This window comes from Terriglobus albidus, from assembly GCF_008000815.1.
GTDB classification, from domain to species: domain Bacteria; phylum Acidobacteriota; class Terriglobia; order Terriglobales; family Acidobacteriaceae; genus Terriglobus; species Terriglobus albidus_A.
In genome coordinates this window covers 5,994,063-6,008,445 of the sequence record NZ_CP042806.1, presented here as the reverse complement: position 1 = coordinate 6,008,445, position 14,383 = coordinate 5,994,063, and the positions used below count along the sequence as shown (strand labels likewise).

At 55.6% G+C, this 14,383-nt stretch carries 11 protein-coding genes and 1 pseudogene; all 12 read right to left on the bottom strand.

What is annotated here, in order from left to right:
* Nucleotides 1-222 precede the first annotated feature (222 nt).
* The 12 genes and pseudogenes from FTW19_RS23985 to FTW19_RS23930 all read right to left on the bottom strand — a co-directional run bounded on the left by FTW19_RS23985 (nt 223) and on the right by FTW19_RS23930 (nt 13,968).
* Complete coding sequence (locus FTW19_RS23985; RefSeq protein ID WP_147650086.1) at nt 223-1,632, bottom strand: MBOAT family O-acyltransferase; 1,410 nt, start codon at nt 1,630-1,632, stop codon at nt 223-225.
* On the bottom strand, nt 1,632-2,684 hold the full coding sequence (locus tag FTW19_RS23980; protein WP_147650085.1) for a hypothetical protein: 1,053 nt from the start codon (nt 2,682-2,684) through the stop codon (nt 1,632-1,634). Before FTW19_RS23980 ends, FTW19_RS23985 begins: the two co-directional genes overlap by 1 nt.
* Nucleotides 2,685-2,936: 252 nt before the next feature.
* Nucleotides 2,937-3,446, bottom strand: coding sequence for a glycoside hydrolase family protein (locus FTW19_RS23975; RefSeq protein ID WP_147650084.1), 510 nt, complete (start codon nt 3,444-3,446; stop codon nt 2,937-2,939).
* On the bottom strand, nt 3,443-3,664 hold the full coding sequence (locus FTW19_RS23970; RefSeq protein ID WP_147650083.1) for a hypothetical protein: 222 nt from the start codon (nt 3,662-3,664) through the stop codon (nt 3,443-3,445). Before FTW19_RS23970 ends, FTW19_RS23975 begins: the two co-directional genes overlap by 4 nt.
* 102 nt (nt 3,665-3,766) lie before the next feature.
* Nucleotides 3,767-7,417: a hypothetical protein gene (locus FTW19_RS23965; RefSeq protein ID WP_147650082.1), complete on the bottom strand. Its 3,651-nt coding sequence runs from the start codon at nt 7,415-7,417 to the stop codon at nt 3,767-3,769.
* Between the two features lie 14 nt (nt 7,418-7,431).
* Nucleotides 7,432-8,802, bottom strand: coding sequence for a hypothetical protein (locus FTW19_RS23960; protein WP_147650081.1), 1,371 nt, complete (start codon nt 8,800-8,802; stop codon nt 7,432-7,434).
* 4 nt (nt 8,803-8,806) lie between these two features.
* The gene (locus tag FTW19_RS23955) at nt 8,807-9,754 is read right to left on the bottom strand and encodes a hypothetical protein (protein WP_147650080.1); all 948 of its coding nucleotides are present in this window, start codon (nt 9,752-9,754) and stop codon (nt 8,807-8,809) included.
* Nucleotides 9,755-10,305: 551 nt separating this feature from the next.
* Nucleotides 10,306-11,949, bottom strand: coding sequence for a hypothetical protein (locus FTW19_RS23950; RefSeq protein ID WP_147650079.1), 1,644 nt, complete (start codon nt 11,947-11,949; stop codon nt 10,306-10,308).
* Nucleotides 11,950-12,069: 120 nt separating this feature from the next.
* On the bottom strand, nt 12,070-12,855 hold the full coding sequence (locus FTW19_RS23945; RefSeq protein WP_147650078.1) for a hypothetical protein: 786 nt from the start codon (nt 12,853-12,855) through the stop codon (nt 12,070-12,072).
* 229 nt (nt 12,856-13,084) lie between these two features.
* Nucleotides 13,085-13,324 (bottom strand): annotated as a pseudogene (locus tag FTW19_RS26525) (hypothetical protein); the annotation flags it as partial.
* Between the two features lie 31 nt (nt 13,325-13,355).
* The gene (locus FTW19_RS23935) at nt 13,356-13,601 is read right to left on the bottom strand and encodes a hypothetical protein (protein ID WP_147650076.1); all 246 of its coding nucleotides are present in this window, start codon (nt 13,599-13,601) and stop codon (nt 13,356-13,358) included.
* Complete coding sequence (locus FTW19_RS23930; RefSeq protein WP_147650075.1) at nt 13,594-13,968, bottom strand: hypothetical protein; 375 nt, start codon at nt 13,966-13,968, stop codon at nt 13,594-13,596. Before FTW19_RS23930 ends, FTW19_RS23935 begins: the two co-directional genes overlap by 8 nt.
* Nucleotides 13,969-14,383: the final 415 nt, after the last annotated feature.

Here is a 14,383-nt window from a genome sequence, read left to right as displayed (position 1 = left end):
CCTTCGTTCACTGCGAAAAAAGCGGAAAGCTTCGCGGCATTGATCGGCGCTCCCAGCGAACTCTGTTCGCTAACAATTCGAGCAATGCTCGAATTTATTAGTTCCAACAGGCGCGCGAAAAATAATGCGAAGAAGTAAAGGGGCCAGATGCGCAGGACGCGGCGAAAATAAACCCGCGAAGATGGATGTTGTGCGTGCGATCACCCTCGCGTTGCAGCAGCTCTAAAATTGAAAGTAGATGAACGGGCGATAGCCAAGAGGCAGGAGCGAGATCGCGATGGCCCATATCGCTCCGTATGCTGCAGCGAACCGCGGCAATGTTGCGGCGCATAGATGATGTTGGAGATCTATACGTCGCATGAGGAGCTGGCCGAGCAATAGTGTTGGAGGCAATAAGATAAGCCATATCGGCAGCGTAGACGATCCGCTGGGAGATAAGAATAGGTAGTGGCGGAATACGATCCAGCCTGATGCGAAATTTGGTGCACGGAAAAAGATCCAAGTCAGGCACACGAATTGAAGAGTAATAAACCAGGAGAACAATTTTCTCCATGGTTCCTGAGATGGCTTCGGAGGGAGTGCCCGTTTGAACTCCGCCTGGGCTACCTGCGCTGCACCGTGCATTCCTCCCCACGCGACGAACGTCCACGCAGGACCATGCCAGAGGCCGCCTGCGAGCATTGTCAGCAATAGGTTGCGATAGGTATACCAGCGGGTCCTGCCTCGGCTTCCTCCGAGAGAGATATAGATGTAGTCGCGAATCCAAGACGAAAGGGATATATGCCAACGCCGCCAGAAGTCTTGAATGGATACTGCCAAATACGGAGCGTCAAAATTTAGAACGAGTTTATATCCCATCAGTCCGGCAACTGCGATAGCCATGTCCGAATAGCCTGAGAAATCGCAGAAAATTTGCGTTGCGTAGAGCCAGACTGCTGTTATCGAGGCAATAGAACTGTAATTCGCTGGATGGAGGAACACCTTGTCGACGTAAGGGGAGATGTTGTCGGCAATACAGCTCTTCTTGATGTAGCCAAGAAGAAAGAGATAGAGCATCTGTTTCACTTCTTGAAGAGAGATATGACGTTTCTCCGCCAGCTGTGGAAGGAAATAGCTTGGGCGGACAATCGGACCGGCAACGAGCTGGGGGAAGAACGCTGCGAACGTAAGGTATTCGCGAAGGCTCGAAGCTGGGGGGATCTCTCGGCGATAGACATCAATGGTGTAGCTAAGGGACTGAAAAGTGAAAAAGCTGACGCCTACCGGAAGAATGATTTTTATAGTTGGTTCTGAGAGATGAAATTTCATCGCGGTCGCAAGAGCAACCGCTGAGCTGACGAAAAAGTGAAAGTACTTGAAAAAAGCCAGCACGCTGAGGTTCATTGCCACACTAGCGACGACGTAAATTTTGCGGAATTTCTGATTCTCGGTCTGCGTCAGGCGCAAAGCAAAGAAGTAGTCTGCTGCGGAGAGTATGGCGAGCATGATGGCAAAACGCCAGTCCCAGCACCCATAAAAGAAATAGCTAGCGAAGAGAAGAAGCCATTTGCGCTGCTCGTTGGAACGAAGGGACCAATAGGTTGTGAGGACAATCCCAAAGAAGAGGAAAAAACGAGGCTCGACGAATAGCATTAGTGACACTCCATCGGCTGAGGATGGACGGTAAACCAGGCGTTTAACTGTTCCGCGAGATGACGAGAAGTGATAGATGCACCAGCCTCACTCAAATGCGCATCATCAGCCCAATTTTGTACAACGTATATGTCGGGATATTTGGCAGGCTGTGCCATATTGAATATCGGAACCACCCCGCACCGCGTAGGGATAGAGTCCGGAAACTCCGACTGGCTACTCACATCGTGGGCACGGGGAAAAACAACATAAGCTATATGCAGATTTGGCACATGCGCCTGGGAGGCGATCTCGTCCGCTAACTGCGGGACCCCCTGAGGTAGGATAAATACTTCCTTGTGAAGAGGCTCAGTTGATGTAAGCTCGCGTCTCACCTGATCGAGTTTGCTCAATGGTTCAATGGGGGTAAGCAGGCCACGCCTATCGTTTCGGCTCTCATCCTGAATGGCTTGTGCGTTCAGGTCTGGGGGAAAGATTCGATTGCTCTCCATTCCCGTGTTGCTGTAGTACATGACAGAGGCCAGCAGAGCATATCCCATTCGGCCTACGACTCGCCGTAAACCGAGCGAAAGCGGTGTCAATGATTTGACGAACCGGACAGCATCCGCGTCATAGACGTTGATTGTTCGTGGATGCACAAGGAATCTGAAATTGAAATTGACTCCAGCGTCGAGTTCCAGCAGCAGAAAACAATTTTGTGCGCTATGTGCGTCGAGTTTTCGGGCGAATTTCATCGCAAGGACTCGCTGTTCGACCTGCGAGCCCCCTCCCACACCTAAATTGATAGTGTGAGTTGCCATTGTGTTGTCGAGCGTTGCATCGAAGGCGCGTGGGTCGAATCCATAATGGATGTGACTTGAACCGAATGCCGCAGAACAGGCCTGCGAGCTCTCCATCAATGCTATCTTCTCGCTACGCATGTCGGCGTAGAGCTTCAATCTGTCTGGTAAAGAAAAGTGTATGACGGCAACTACTGTCGCAAATGCGATTAGACAGTAAGCACAGGCCAGAACAATCGCCTTCCTGGTGAGCACCTGAGCAGGTATATCCACGTACGGCTCCGCTGCGGAAATAAGATTTATGATGTGTGGCTAGTATAGCGACGAGATTCAACAGAATAGTAAAAATCCGTCAACCGCTTACCAAAGTAACCTAGGGCGTGTCTCATCCAGTAAATATTCTCAGGATGAAATTGTTCCACGCTGTCCACCAGGATCATTGCGAGTGAGGTTGCGGCGCGGCGATAAAAGTCGCACCAAGACCATGTAGCCAGAGCCGCACATTTGTGACATGGTTCTCCTTTGTTATCCGGCCCGCATGAGGTCGGAGTCTCGCTTCGCCCTCTTAGGAACTTCCCTCGCCCACGCGGAATCGAGCATTTCATTTGCGGCTGCAGCGAAGTCACCGGCAGCAAGCAGCGCAAGCGTCTTCCTGAATCCGGCGAGGCGTTTGAGTCCCAGGTTGAAGGCCATGTCGATCAAGACCGCCTGACGTGTCGCGGTGAGAGTAGGGAATGACGGCACCAGCTTCCTGACATCGCCTTCCGCATTGGCTATCGAACGATCACGGCGCGCATCGATCTGGGCGTCTGTGAGGGTCGGGCAACCGGCATACCAGTATCGGCTGGCAGCCATGCCTTTTGGCATCGCAGCCACGTGGTGATAATCGGCTGTCACATCGCGCCCGAAGAAAGCACAGGCCTCGGCCGCAGTTTCCAGGCATTCGCCTACTCCCGCGGTTACAAGGCCCTCTGTGTCGAGGTACATCCAGCGGACGCGGCCCTCGACGGGCTCAATCAGTTCTATCGCTGTCATTTCCAAAAGTGATTCGCGAGGATGACCGCAGCCGTGCCGAGCGCGCCGATCATCCACCACGCGCCCTTCGCGCTTTGCAGATGGTCCCAGAGAATGCCAACCTTCCGTGCAAGCTCTTCGAGCGTTGCCTGGCTGGTGGCCTGCACCGCGTTTTCACGCGGAATGATGATCGTCTGGTCGTATTTCTGAATTGCAGCGGCGGTGCGGGCTTCGATCATGTCTCCAAGTACCTCCCGATCTATTTCCATGTGGTCCTCTGATTGACAGCAAAAGGCCCCCTTTTTTGGGGGCCAAATCATCTCGTTATCGCGCCTGTCGTCTTATGGAACTGGAACGTAGAAGCCAGTCACGCTGTAGTTGATGGTTGCTGTGGTTGTGATATTCGAGGCTGTAAAGTTGCATATCGTCCAACCGGGTGCGCTGCCGGTGTTGATGGCGTTGGCGACGAGACCTAACCCACCAGCGGAACCTGGATCAGTAATCCAGTTGAACGTAACGGTCGAGCTGCCGGTCCACCATGAAGGAGCACTCCCTCCTCCTGCCGTTCCGCACGTGCCGGCGTTGAAAGTTGTCCCTGAAGTGATGGTTGCGCCGTAGTGCACCGGATCGTGATAGAAGCTGCAGCCAGAACCGCTGCTCTGGCAGGTGTTCGAGATTGCCAGACCGCTATCAACCGCATTGTTGTTTGCATCGAACGCGGCAAGGTCTCCGTTGTTGAGGGCACCGATGGAGCGCAGCAGGTTCACTCCCGTACCTGGAACGGCTGTGATCGGGTAGAGCGTGTTGCCGAAGAACTCAAGTCCAGAGGGCTTGATGCCGAACTTCCGTGCGCCGTTGAAGTCGAATAGTGCTAGGTATCCAGCAAAGGCTCCGTCTGAGCTCACAAACAGACCGCAGCCGCCAGAAGGGCAGGCTCCAGCGCTGCTATTTGCTCTTATTCTGAACATCGGCACGGTGCCAGTCATAAATCCTGATGCTGTGGCAATGTCTATATTGGGTGCTGTCGTACTTCCTGGATTGATGTAAATAGGATTGAGAAAGTTGAAAGGAGCGTTTGCATAGGTTCCAGCGCATCCTAGTGCTCCCGCCCAACTCGTACTAACGCCAAGAGAGAAGCGGCAGAAGTTATTGACATTTGCTACCGTACGCATCGCAATGCCGAAACCACCTGTTTGACCAGCATTGCTTCCTTCTCCAAATTGGAGGTCATACAAGCTGTCTGCCGTACGGACTGACGCCCAACCGCCAAAATCAACCGGAGCAGTCGGCGAGTTTATACGCAAATATCCGGAAGGATTCCATTGAGATGCGGTATAGGTCGAACCAGTCTGGCCAGTGTCGTTCATGCAAGGCGGGGTATTGGCATTTGTATACAAAACGGTGCTGTAAACGACGATCGGGCCGCTGTAACCCGCAGTGCGGATTAGCGCATAATAAGCGGCTCCCAAAATCGGCCGCGCCAAGCAAACCTGAACATAGTTGGTTGAACTCAGGGTTGTTGGTCCAGTGGTAATGGACACTGCTGGAGTGCACCCAATAGGCTGAAGATTCGTAGCCCCCGCTGCACAAATCATGTATGTCGCGGACGTTGAGCCGGTCACTGGAATATAGGTCGTGGGATTTGCATAGGTTCCGGGCGTAATGGCAATTGATCCTTCGCCGACAAGTCCGCCGAGCGCCATAATCTGTCGGTACCCACTGTTGTAGATAAAGCCTTCTCCACCCGTTCGAACAAAGGAAATACTCGGGGCCGTCAGAGAGCCTTGACCGACGTGAACAGCGGTGAATGCTTTACTTGCATAGAGGTCCTGCTGCGGTATCCCGCCAATCTGCTGCGTGATCGTGTTCTGTAGGGCGCGACCACCGGGCGTTTGATGAGTTGTGTCGGCTTGACCAAACATCACGCGGCGGAAGCTGTCTTGACCGTTCGGTTGAGAGTTAGTGTCATCGACATAAATAGCATTCCCTCCCGCACGATTGATCTGGTTGACCTGCTGCATCACCAGTAGGTCGCCGCCGCCATTACCATCGCTCAGCGTCGTGGTGTTTCCGCCTTGATAGGCGGAGACCCAAACCATATCCGGGTTGTAAGGGCGGCACTGGGTATCCCATCCGTAGCCAGCAGCGTTACAGGCCGATAAGGTTCCGAAGATCGCGGCTTTTGTCGCGTGCTGCGCTGCAGTTCGGTCATAGTCCCTTTGGAACCACGCGTTGAGAGAATTGCCGCCTACGATTTTGTTGTCGAGGAATTGAATGTAAACGGTATCGGGTACCGGCATTCCGCTGTACCAGGGAGTCGTATAAGAGTCCGGGGCAGCAAACAAGCTATCAATGCTGCTGCCTCCAAATCCCATATCCTCGAGAACCATGCCGCTTTGATTCGGGTTGTACAAACCAAAACCTACGATCTTTACAGAATCTCCGGAGTTCGTTACTTTCACGATGCCGATGCCGTCATGCGTGATCGTGGCCTGCTGGATGCTGATATTCGAGGTGAGCAAGTTTCCCCATGTTGGCAGTGAGCCTGAGCAGGACCCAGATGTGACCGTGATGGTCGAAGTGTATGGGTTGTAGCCGCTACCGGCGCTGTTCACTACGACGTGATCGATCTGACCTAGAGAATTGGGAAATGCTGTACCGACAAATCCGGTTCCTCCAGTCGCCCCAAGCGTCAGCGTTCCGCAGCCGGATCCGCTTCCTACGCCTTGGACACCGACAGCTACAACGCCGCCCGTCAAAGGGCATGTGTTTGGCTGTGCGCTAGTAATGGTCTCGTTGTAATAGGTGATGCCATCCGGAGAGGTCTGCACGTTTATAGTTGCAGGCCTGCCGTCGCACAGGTAGAAGACTGAAGCCTGCTGCATGTTGCGGTAGCGCGTTTCAGTGCCTTGCTGCGATGCCACCAAAAAGAACGTCATGGTTCCGGTAGTGCTTGACGACCCCAAAATGAGGGAAGAACCGTTCGGGGTAGTTGGGTCTGCTGCGCCATTGGGGGAAAGAGTAGCGGTCCCGCTCGTTAGGGAAGTGAGATTGATTGAGCCTTGTCCAAGCCCATAAAAACCTTCGTTGTTACCGGTTCCTACATGCGCCGCACTGCTATAAAAACCCGCGACACCCAATCCGAAGGACGACTGCATGAGGGTGTAAAAGGTTGCAAAACCGCTCACCGAATCGCCGTGCCATGCGACCGGCCACTGCACTACAGAAGGAATGCCGGTGGTCGCTGGATTAACGCCGTTGTTGAGCAAGTCGATCCAGTGCGACTTGAGCGTCCCTTCGCGCGGGAAGTAATCCTTACGCGGTGTTGTTGCCTGGAAGAGATTGTTGCCTCGACTGCCATACGTGGTGCCCGATCGATCATCCGTGACCTGGGCAGTGCAGGTTGAGATCATGTAATTCGGTGTGCTGCCAATGGTGTCTGTTACCGTCGAGTTTGCCGGCACATAGACATTCAGATTGGGGACGGCGCCGCAGGCCGCAGTGTAGGCAGCGTGGATGGTTGTATAGATCACGCCGTCAGCGATGACCAGGCCAAGCGCCGCAGTGCTACTCCCGTTCGCCGAGATGACGTTATAGTTCGTTCCATCCGAGAACGCCACTCCGCTCTGTCCATTGGCGAAATATGCGGCTCCGCCAGTGGCTCCCTTGATGCACACCTGCTTGCCGCCTGATGTTGAGTTCTTCACGTAGACAGCGCGGCCGGGAGACAGCGGCAGAATCAAGCAACGATCGGCGGTCAAGGCGACAGAGCTTGTGATGATGAAGGTGCCGCGATAGGGACCGGTTCCGCTCGGGACGGTGCATCCGCTGGGGGATGTGACATTACAGTCAGCATCACTGATAACAACAGAGGAAAGACCGTGGTCCGAGTCAGTCGTCGACGGGACCACCGAGTGACCGGCCAGGTTGATCTGGCCGTGAGCAGCACAAAAAGCGCCCAGCAGGGCGCATAACGTAAACAGCTTACGCATTGCGAGGGGTCTCCTTAGTTGGCCACCTTCGGACTGAAAGTGCCGCTTAGCAGGTTTGTGGACTCGTAGAGATACATCGCCACGCCGGCGCCGTTCTGGTTGATGAAAGTCACCGCAGTGGGCGTGTTGAACGGCATCGCAAAACCCGTGAGGTTATCGACGATGTTCGAGTGAGCGTTGCCGATGATGAGCAGGTAGATCTTCTGGTTGGCCGGCGAGTAGGGACCGAATATCTGATTGACCTGGCTGTTGGATATGCCAGCGCCTGAGAGTGTTCCACTTCCGCCCCCGCCAAGAACTGCGTTCGTTCCGGATGCCGTTGCCGAGGTCGCACCGGTCGAGCCCACCCCACCGAACACGCGCGGCGACCATGCGATGGTTTGCGTCGCAGTCTTTGTTGTCGCCCCGGTTGCGGTTAGCGTGAAGGTCGTCGATGTCTGTGTCGTTTTGAAGAAGGTGCCGGCGATGGTTCCGTTGGTGAATGGTGAGATCAGGTTCGTGGGTGAACTGATGTTGTCTGTATTCGTGATGGCGGCGGTACTCGGTATGTAGGAGTACGAGGCGGTGAATGCGGGATTCACGACACTTGCGCCGATTTCTACTGTCTGGCCTCCGCTGAAGCTGTTGATGGCGAATGCAGGTGTCAGATCGTCAAGGCTGAGTTGCCTGGCGCTATAGGCGGCGCCATTCCAGACCGGGGTCATGCTTGTGTTGGTTGGCGCTGTGTTCGTGACGGGATTCCCATTGAGCTTGACGACGCTCGGGTTCGGATACGTCCCGGCGAGGTCGCCTCCAGCCGCGCCTCCCGCGATGCCACCGACGCCGGTCCATTGTTTGCCATCCCATAGCCGCAGCCCCTGAAGCGCTGTGCTGGTACTGGTGTTGTAGTAGCGGCTTCCGGGAATTGCGGGTGTTGGCGAGACTTCGATATCCAGATAGCCGAAGGCATCAGGGCCGGCAGGGAAGCGTGGAGCGACCACTCCCGTGAAGCGCGAGGTGAGATTAACGTTTGTACCTACAACTCCTGTCGTGACAATTGCGCAGCCGGTTGTGGAGTTCGCGGTGATGCTGGCGTTTGGGCAGGCGGTGATGGTCCACTGTCCGCCGTTTTGGTCGAGACTGGCGGTATCGGTTAACGACAATAAAAATGCGCCCGCGGCATCCATAATGCTGGAGACGGTTGTTGGTACCGCAACGCCTCCAATCGTAGGGACCTGGATGTTTCCAAACGGCCCGCCGGGGAGGGAGAGCTTTGCGGTGACTGTGCCATAACTCCAGGCCTGACCGTCTGTATCGGTTACGTTGGCGGTGACGGTAGAGGTTGCTGCGATCGCCGAGGCGGGAACCAAGCCGATCGCAACCCAGTAAAGTAATTTCTTGATCATGTCGCTAACGCCCTTTCGCGTGCCAGGAGCAGTACTGCGACGAACTCAAGTGGTCATAGCCGGAACCTCCCACTTGTGTCGGCAGAGAGATGTAGGCTGAAAACCCCGACGTCGTAAAGGAGTCAACATGGCACTCAATCGGGTGCGGATTACCGTCACCGATAGCAGCGCCTATGGGGGAGATTGTGATCTCAAGATTCGCCGTGGTGGAGAAGAAGGCCGGAAATGTAGCCGTAAGCGAAGCGATGGAACCGCCACCGGGAGCATTATTGGTACGTCCCCAGGCATCGATGGTTCCGTCGGCGTATTGGATGTAGCATCCGTTCTCATTGCAAGTGCGAGATGGTCCGGAACCGCCTGAATACGCGAATGTGCAGTCGGTCGAGTTTCCACCTGCGTTGTCGGAACACGTCACATTAACGTTGCTGCCGGCGATCAGATTGAGCTTTGATCGTTGCGTCAAGTCTGTACCTCCGGCGCGGATCGTCTGGTAATAGATCGTCGGGACGGAGCAGACGGCGCCGGTGATCTGGGAGCAGGTGTAGTCCCCAGTTACAGCAACGACATTTCCTTTGCGGCCGAAGACACTGGTGACGTCAGACTGCGGCGGAGCGCCGGTGATGTTATCTACGGTCCATTGCTGCACACCGTTGGCATCCTGAAGCACGAACTTGTAGTTCTGGGGCGCGAGGAAGATCTTTGCTGAGCCGGTGGAGTCGAGGATGACTGGATTGGTGTTGGGGCTTGTGCCGGCCGGATCGGCGTAGGTGGACTGCGGTGTACTGGAGCCGGCGACGTAAGTGTAGAGCTTGCCGCCAGAGAGCGGTTTGCCGTTGGCATCCAGTGCGCGAAAGACAGGCGTATTGATCGGTGGATAGATCGCCTGCGCGCAAGCCGCCGGCCATCCCGCGAAAAGCAGGAGCGCCAGCCCAAGGGCTGTGCTTCGAAGCATAAGTTGTCCTTTCTGGGATTATCCGGGAGGGCTACAGATCATCGAACGTGTGTTGATCGTCGGGTACATCGTTTGGCCATAGGCCGAAGAGCCTGCGCAAAGCAAGATTGCCAGCCATAGAGCCGCACGTCGTGTGATGGATTTTCTTCCGGGCCGGAAGGGCCGGTGCTAGACTGACGAAGTTATGGCCTCGAATCTTCTGATGAATTTCACAGTTGGCGTTTCTATCGGTGTGGTTTGCCTTTACATCGAACGGAGGATAGTTTTGCCAATTGTTTTAAAGCTTGAGGCTATCCGGCTTTTGCTGGATGAGCTCGTCCAAGTCTCACGTCGTCAACCTGGCGGCGCCTCTTACTTCTCCAAGCCAGTATTTCCTGCATCCGAACCTGATAGCGGGCGTCATACGCCAGACCAGATGCTTCGCGACCGTTAGAGCATTTTCCTTGTTGCTGGGCCACCCCGAAAGAGGGGTACAGCGGCGTTTTCATTGCAGAAACGCCCATAGATGCGGAAGCCTAGTCTATTCCCTACAGGGAAATGCTCTCATCCAGCTATTTTTTACTCTCCTGTAGCAGGCGATTGGTAATGGCTGCAAGCCTGCGGGAGCCGAAGGAGAGATCTCCTGCTTCCATCAGGGTTTGTTGGCCTTTGTCGGTCGCTCGCAACTTGTTAATGGTGTCGTCATCGATTCCGGAAAGAGCCAGATTACGAGCTCCGTTGTCCATCCATCGTTGAGGTCCGCGGACGCCAGCGAGTGTCGCACCAGTAGCTATACGTGCGGCGGCGGGGAGGGACGTGCTGGAGGCGGCGCGAGCGCCAGACATCAGGACGTGAGACTCAGGAATAAGTTTTGGGAGAATCGCGCCTGCTGCACCTGCGGCGATGTGAGGTATGGCGCCTCCATGGAGGGCATCGGCAAGTTCTAAACCGCCGAGATAGCCAACGCCGCTTTTGACAAGATCGACTAAGTTATCGGCAAACTGCTTCTTGATATTGTTAGGAAGACCTTCGATTCCCTGGGCGTGCGCTACGGGATGTAGCGCAGAGATTCGCTGTTGCAGAGCTTCATATTCAGGGAGTGCGGTTTTGAGGCTGTCGTGAAGCGCATCCCGAACTGCCTCAAGTGCATGGTCCTGAAGTTCCTTTCTTTTTCCCCATTGCCGGGAGAGGCCATCGAGACCGTCTTTGAAACCTAACGCGTCACCTACCGAAACCTGATTGGGAATGGAAGCCCCGGATCCCTGGTATGAGGAGAGCTGTTTGTGGATGGTATTCAGATCATTGAGTACGCTCTCTTGGTTTCCACGTCGGGCTCGAGCGAAAAACGGCTTGAGTGTATTTCTGACCGTGTCCAGATCGACAAACAACGGCGAGTTCTTTGCGGCGCTCTCGAGAGTGCCCTGGTAGTGAGTCAGGAGTGCTTTGGCCTGGTCCACGATCTTACCCGGATCGATACCGGTAGTGTCTTTCAAAATTGCTTCACCGATATCTTTTACTTTCGTTGCTTTATCACGAGTATCGGCAAAGAGCCTTGAATCCATTGCCCTCGTCGCCAGATAAGGTGCGGCTTTCTTAATCGCATCCGCAGCGATATGGCCGCCTGCGCCCCAGAGTGCACCTTCACCGAAGGATTGTCCCTGATATTTGTTGACTAGGCCCGAGCCAAGAGCTGAGGCGGCGATGCCGGCGATTGGAGCAGCCTTGGGAATAAGCCTGGCGACTTCACCTGCCAGCGCGGCTTCTCCGCCTGCGGGAATCAGGAACTCTGCCGTCTGTTCGATGCCTTTGCCGACGCGCTGCGCGGTATTGTGTGCGGTCTTCATCTCGTCGAGCTTGTCGAGATCCGCTGGGTGACCGAAGCCGAGGTTTGAATTGGTGAAGAAGGGCGGAAGGTGCTCCCGTGCCCATCGGTCACCGACCGAGACACCAGTGAGTGCGCCCTTTCCGATTCCTTTCACTACATCCAGCGCGATCTGACCGCCCGTGTGTAAAGGATGAGAAGCATGCGCAGCTTCAACGTCTCCCTGGTAGCGATGGATCTCTCCGTCATCTAAAACGAAGCCTCGTTGCTGCAATGAGGGGACGTTGCTGTAGGGAACCATGACGTAGTTTCCCTTTGTGCCCGGAGTGAGCATCCGATACGTGCCTTCCCGTTGTGAATTGTTCAATAGCGATGCGATGTCGGTATTTGCCATGCGTCAGATGCTCCATCTTGTTGTGTGTTTGTTAGGTAAGCGATTGCCAGCTACCGATCAGGGAATGGCTGAGATCTTCGGCATGAAATCAAACTCCTGTGAGTGGAAGGAGTGGTTTCACTACTGCCAGCGCCTGTCCGGAAGATAGTCGCCGAGGTTGATGCCAGGTTGTGGCGAGGACGGTGCTTGAGGCGCCGGTACACGGCTAGAGCCGCGACGGGTGGCGAGCATCCCATTGTGGTAACGCTGCATTTCGGCCAACTGATTCGCCTGATTTTGTTCGAGCCACTTGTGATGACGAGTGTTTTCGGAGGCTTGATCCTGTTCCCGTTGTTGCCGTATCTGCTCCAAGGCGGAGGCTCCGAGGTTGCCGTAGTATTGTGCTGCCTCGGGAGAGTAGAGATCGCTGAGATGGTTCTCGAGATCAAAACCCTTTTCGCGGGCTTTTTTCACGAAGGCGGTCCATGCGGTCTGCTCCATACCTTTAGGAGCATGCATGGCTGAGGCAGCAAGAGAGGAGACCTCCTCGATGTCGTGGTCGTGGATCTTCTGCTGTTGCTGCTGGAGCAGATACTGCTGCTGCTGCCGCTCGAACTCGGCCTGCTCCATCGCGTCTGCCTGTTTTCTGGCTGCCGGTGTTCCGAGTCCTCGTAGATTTGCAATCTGGCCGGCAGCCTCGGAGGGCTGCGGCTTGCCATCTGCATTCATCTGAGGACGAAGGGCGCGGCGGATCTCCTGGTTATCGTGGAAGTCCTGTTGTTGCTGCCGAAGATCCAGATCGCGCTGCTGCATCTCCTGCGCGCGGGCCTGCATGAGCTGCTGCTGGGCGCGGTTCTGGTATGCCTGGCCGAGCGTCTCGAACCATCCCGGTTCGCGGCTTTGTTGAATCGGTACGTAAGCTCCCATTCATGCTCCTTAGACGTAAATGCGGTTTTGACCATAGGTTCGTCCGTTGTTGCGAGCCAGATCGTTCTTGTATCTGTCGGTCTGGCTGTAATACTGCGCGAGCGTGTTTGCCTGCGCGCGCACGTGCCTCCTTCACCATCTCGGCGAGCGAGAGTTCGCCGGTTACGTTCATGTCGATGCGGTCACCGTACTTGCGTGGGAGCAACTTCGATGCAACCCACTTCCGAGTGTCGATCTTCAACTTGGAGCGTTGTATGGCGACACGGTTGGGTTGGCCTTCGCCGTAGAAGTCTTCGGTTGCATCGTCGGCGAGTTCGAGCAGTTCGTCTGCCATGAACTCGGCCTGTACTTCGCGGGCCTGCTTGTATCGCTGTTGGAAGTCAGGTTTGGCCGCGAGCCAGCGGGCGACGGTCTGGCGTGACGGCATGTTGTCGAGGGAACAGATGCGGACGAGGCTCTGGCCTTCCATCAGGAGAGCGCAGATGGTCTCGACCAGTTCGTCACTGTACTTGGATGGACGTCCGGGCTTTGCCATGCGGGGCACTCCTGTTGACGCCGGAGGGAAGAAGACCGGCCTGTTGCATCTCGGCCGTGACACGGTCAGAGAAGGTGGGCGGTGGTGTGGGTGTGTGAGCGACGTAGGGCCGTACGGTGCGGTTCTGGCAGCGATGCATCTGTGCAGCTTCTTCGGCGAAGCGCGCATTCAGTTCCGGGTCGACGGCCACGGGGCGAGGAATCTCAATCACCTGCCGGCAGCGTTTGCAGCGCAGTGCCTGCAGGGTGTCCATGCGTTCCAGCATTTGATGGGGTAGCTCCAATCGAGGTAGGTTGCCAGGCCTCCACCAGAGCTGCGTGATAGCGGGAGCCGGCGGCGTTGAGGAAGGTCACGCTGGGTCCCATCACGGAGGAGAGGTCGTGCAGTTTAGCCTTCTCCGGTTCCACCAGCAGAAGGATGCTCTTGTAACGGTTGTTCACCCAGCGGGCGGCGCCGCAGTCGACCATCCATTTGGCCTGCTCGCGCGGGATATGGGCGGAAGGGAGCGAGTTGGTTCTTTGGCCGCGACGAAATACGGCCACGTCGCACGAGGGCGATGAGGAGACAGAGGTATTCATAAGTGTGTTGGTCGTCAAACCGAAGACTGGCGGTGACTTCCAGGTTGCCGGTGCGGCGTATCGCTCTCGGCTACCTCTTCAAGGTAGGACGGTTATGGCGTGGGGACAAGCGGTTTCTGGAGGGTTACTAGCGGTGGTAGTAGGTGTGGTTTTGAGGGTGTTAATGCGGGATTTCGTCGGGGCTTATGAGGATGAATCGTTTGGTCGGACGCGGTGGGAGCAGCGGGGCCCCTGGCCAGCTTTGCTGACTGGGGTGTTCAGCGGGCTTCAGCCCGTTGATTTGGGGCGTTCTAATAAACGCGCTTTAGCGCTGGGCATTTTCTATGGCCAGGCGAAAAGCCCAGGGCTAAAGCCCATTCCTTCTAAGGCTGAATGACTGTGGGCTGAAGCCCACAGCTCCCACCTGGATCGCGCG

What these genes read in the sequence shown, in the direction of transcription:
- FTW19_RS23965 (WP_147650082.1), bottom strand. Translation starts at nt 7,417, where the DNA reads ATGCGTAAGCTGTTTACGTTATGCGCCCTGCTGGGCGCTTTTTGTGCT.
- FTW19_RS23955 (WP_147650080.1), bottom strand. Translation starts at nt 9,754, where the DNA reads ATGCTTCGAAGCACAGCCCTTGGGCTGGCGCTCCTGCTTTTCGCGGGA.
- FTW19_RS23975 (WP_147650084.1), bottom strand. Translation starts at nt 3,446, where the DNA reads ATGACAGCGATAGAACTGATTGAGCCCGTCGAGGGCCGCGTCCGCTGG.
- FTW19_RS23970 (WP_147650083.1), bottom strand. Translation starts at nt 3,664, where the DNA reads ATGATCGAAGCCCGCACCGCCGCTGCAATTCAGAAATACGACCAGACG.
- FTW19_RS23945 (WP_147650078.1), bottom strand. Translation starts at nt 12,855, where the DNA reads ATGGGAGCTTACGTACCGATTCAACAAAGCCGCGAACCGGGATGGTTC.
- FTW19_RS23950 (WP_147650079.1), bottom strand. Translation starts at nt 11,949, where the DNA reads ATGGCAAATACCGACATCGCATCGCTATTGAACAATTCACAACGGGAA.
- FTW19_RS23985 (WP_147650086.1), bottom strand. Translation starts at nt 1,632, where the DNA reads ATGCTATTCGTCGAGCCTCGTTTTTTCCTCTTCTTTGGGATTGTCCTC.
- FTW19_RS23930 (WP_147650075.1), bottom strand. Translation starts at nt 13,968, where the DNA reads ATGAATACCTCTGTCTCCTCATCGCCCTCGTGCGACGTGGCCGTATTT.
- FTW19_RS23960 (WP_147650081.1), bottom strand. Translation starts at nt 8,802, where the DNA reads ATGATCAAGAAATTACTTTACTGGGTTGCGATCGGCTTGGTTCCCGCC.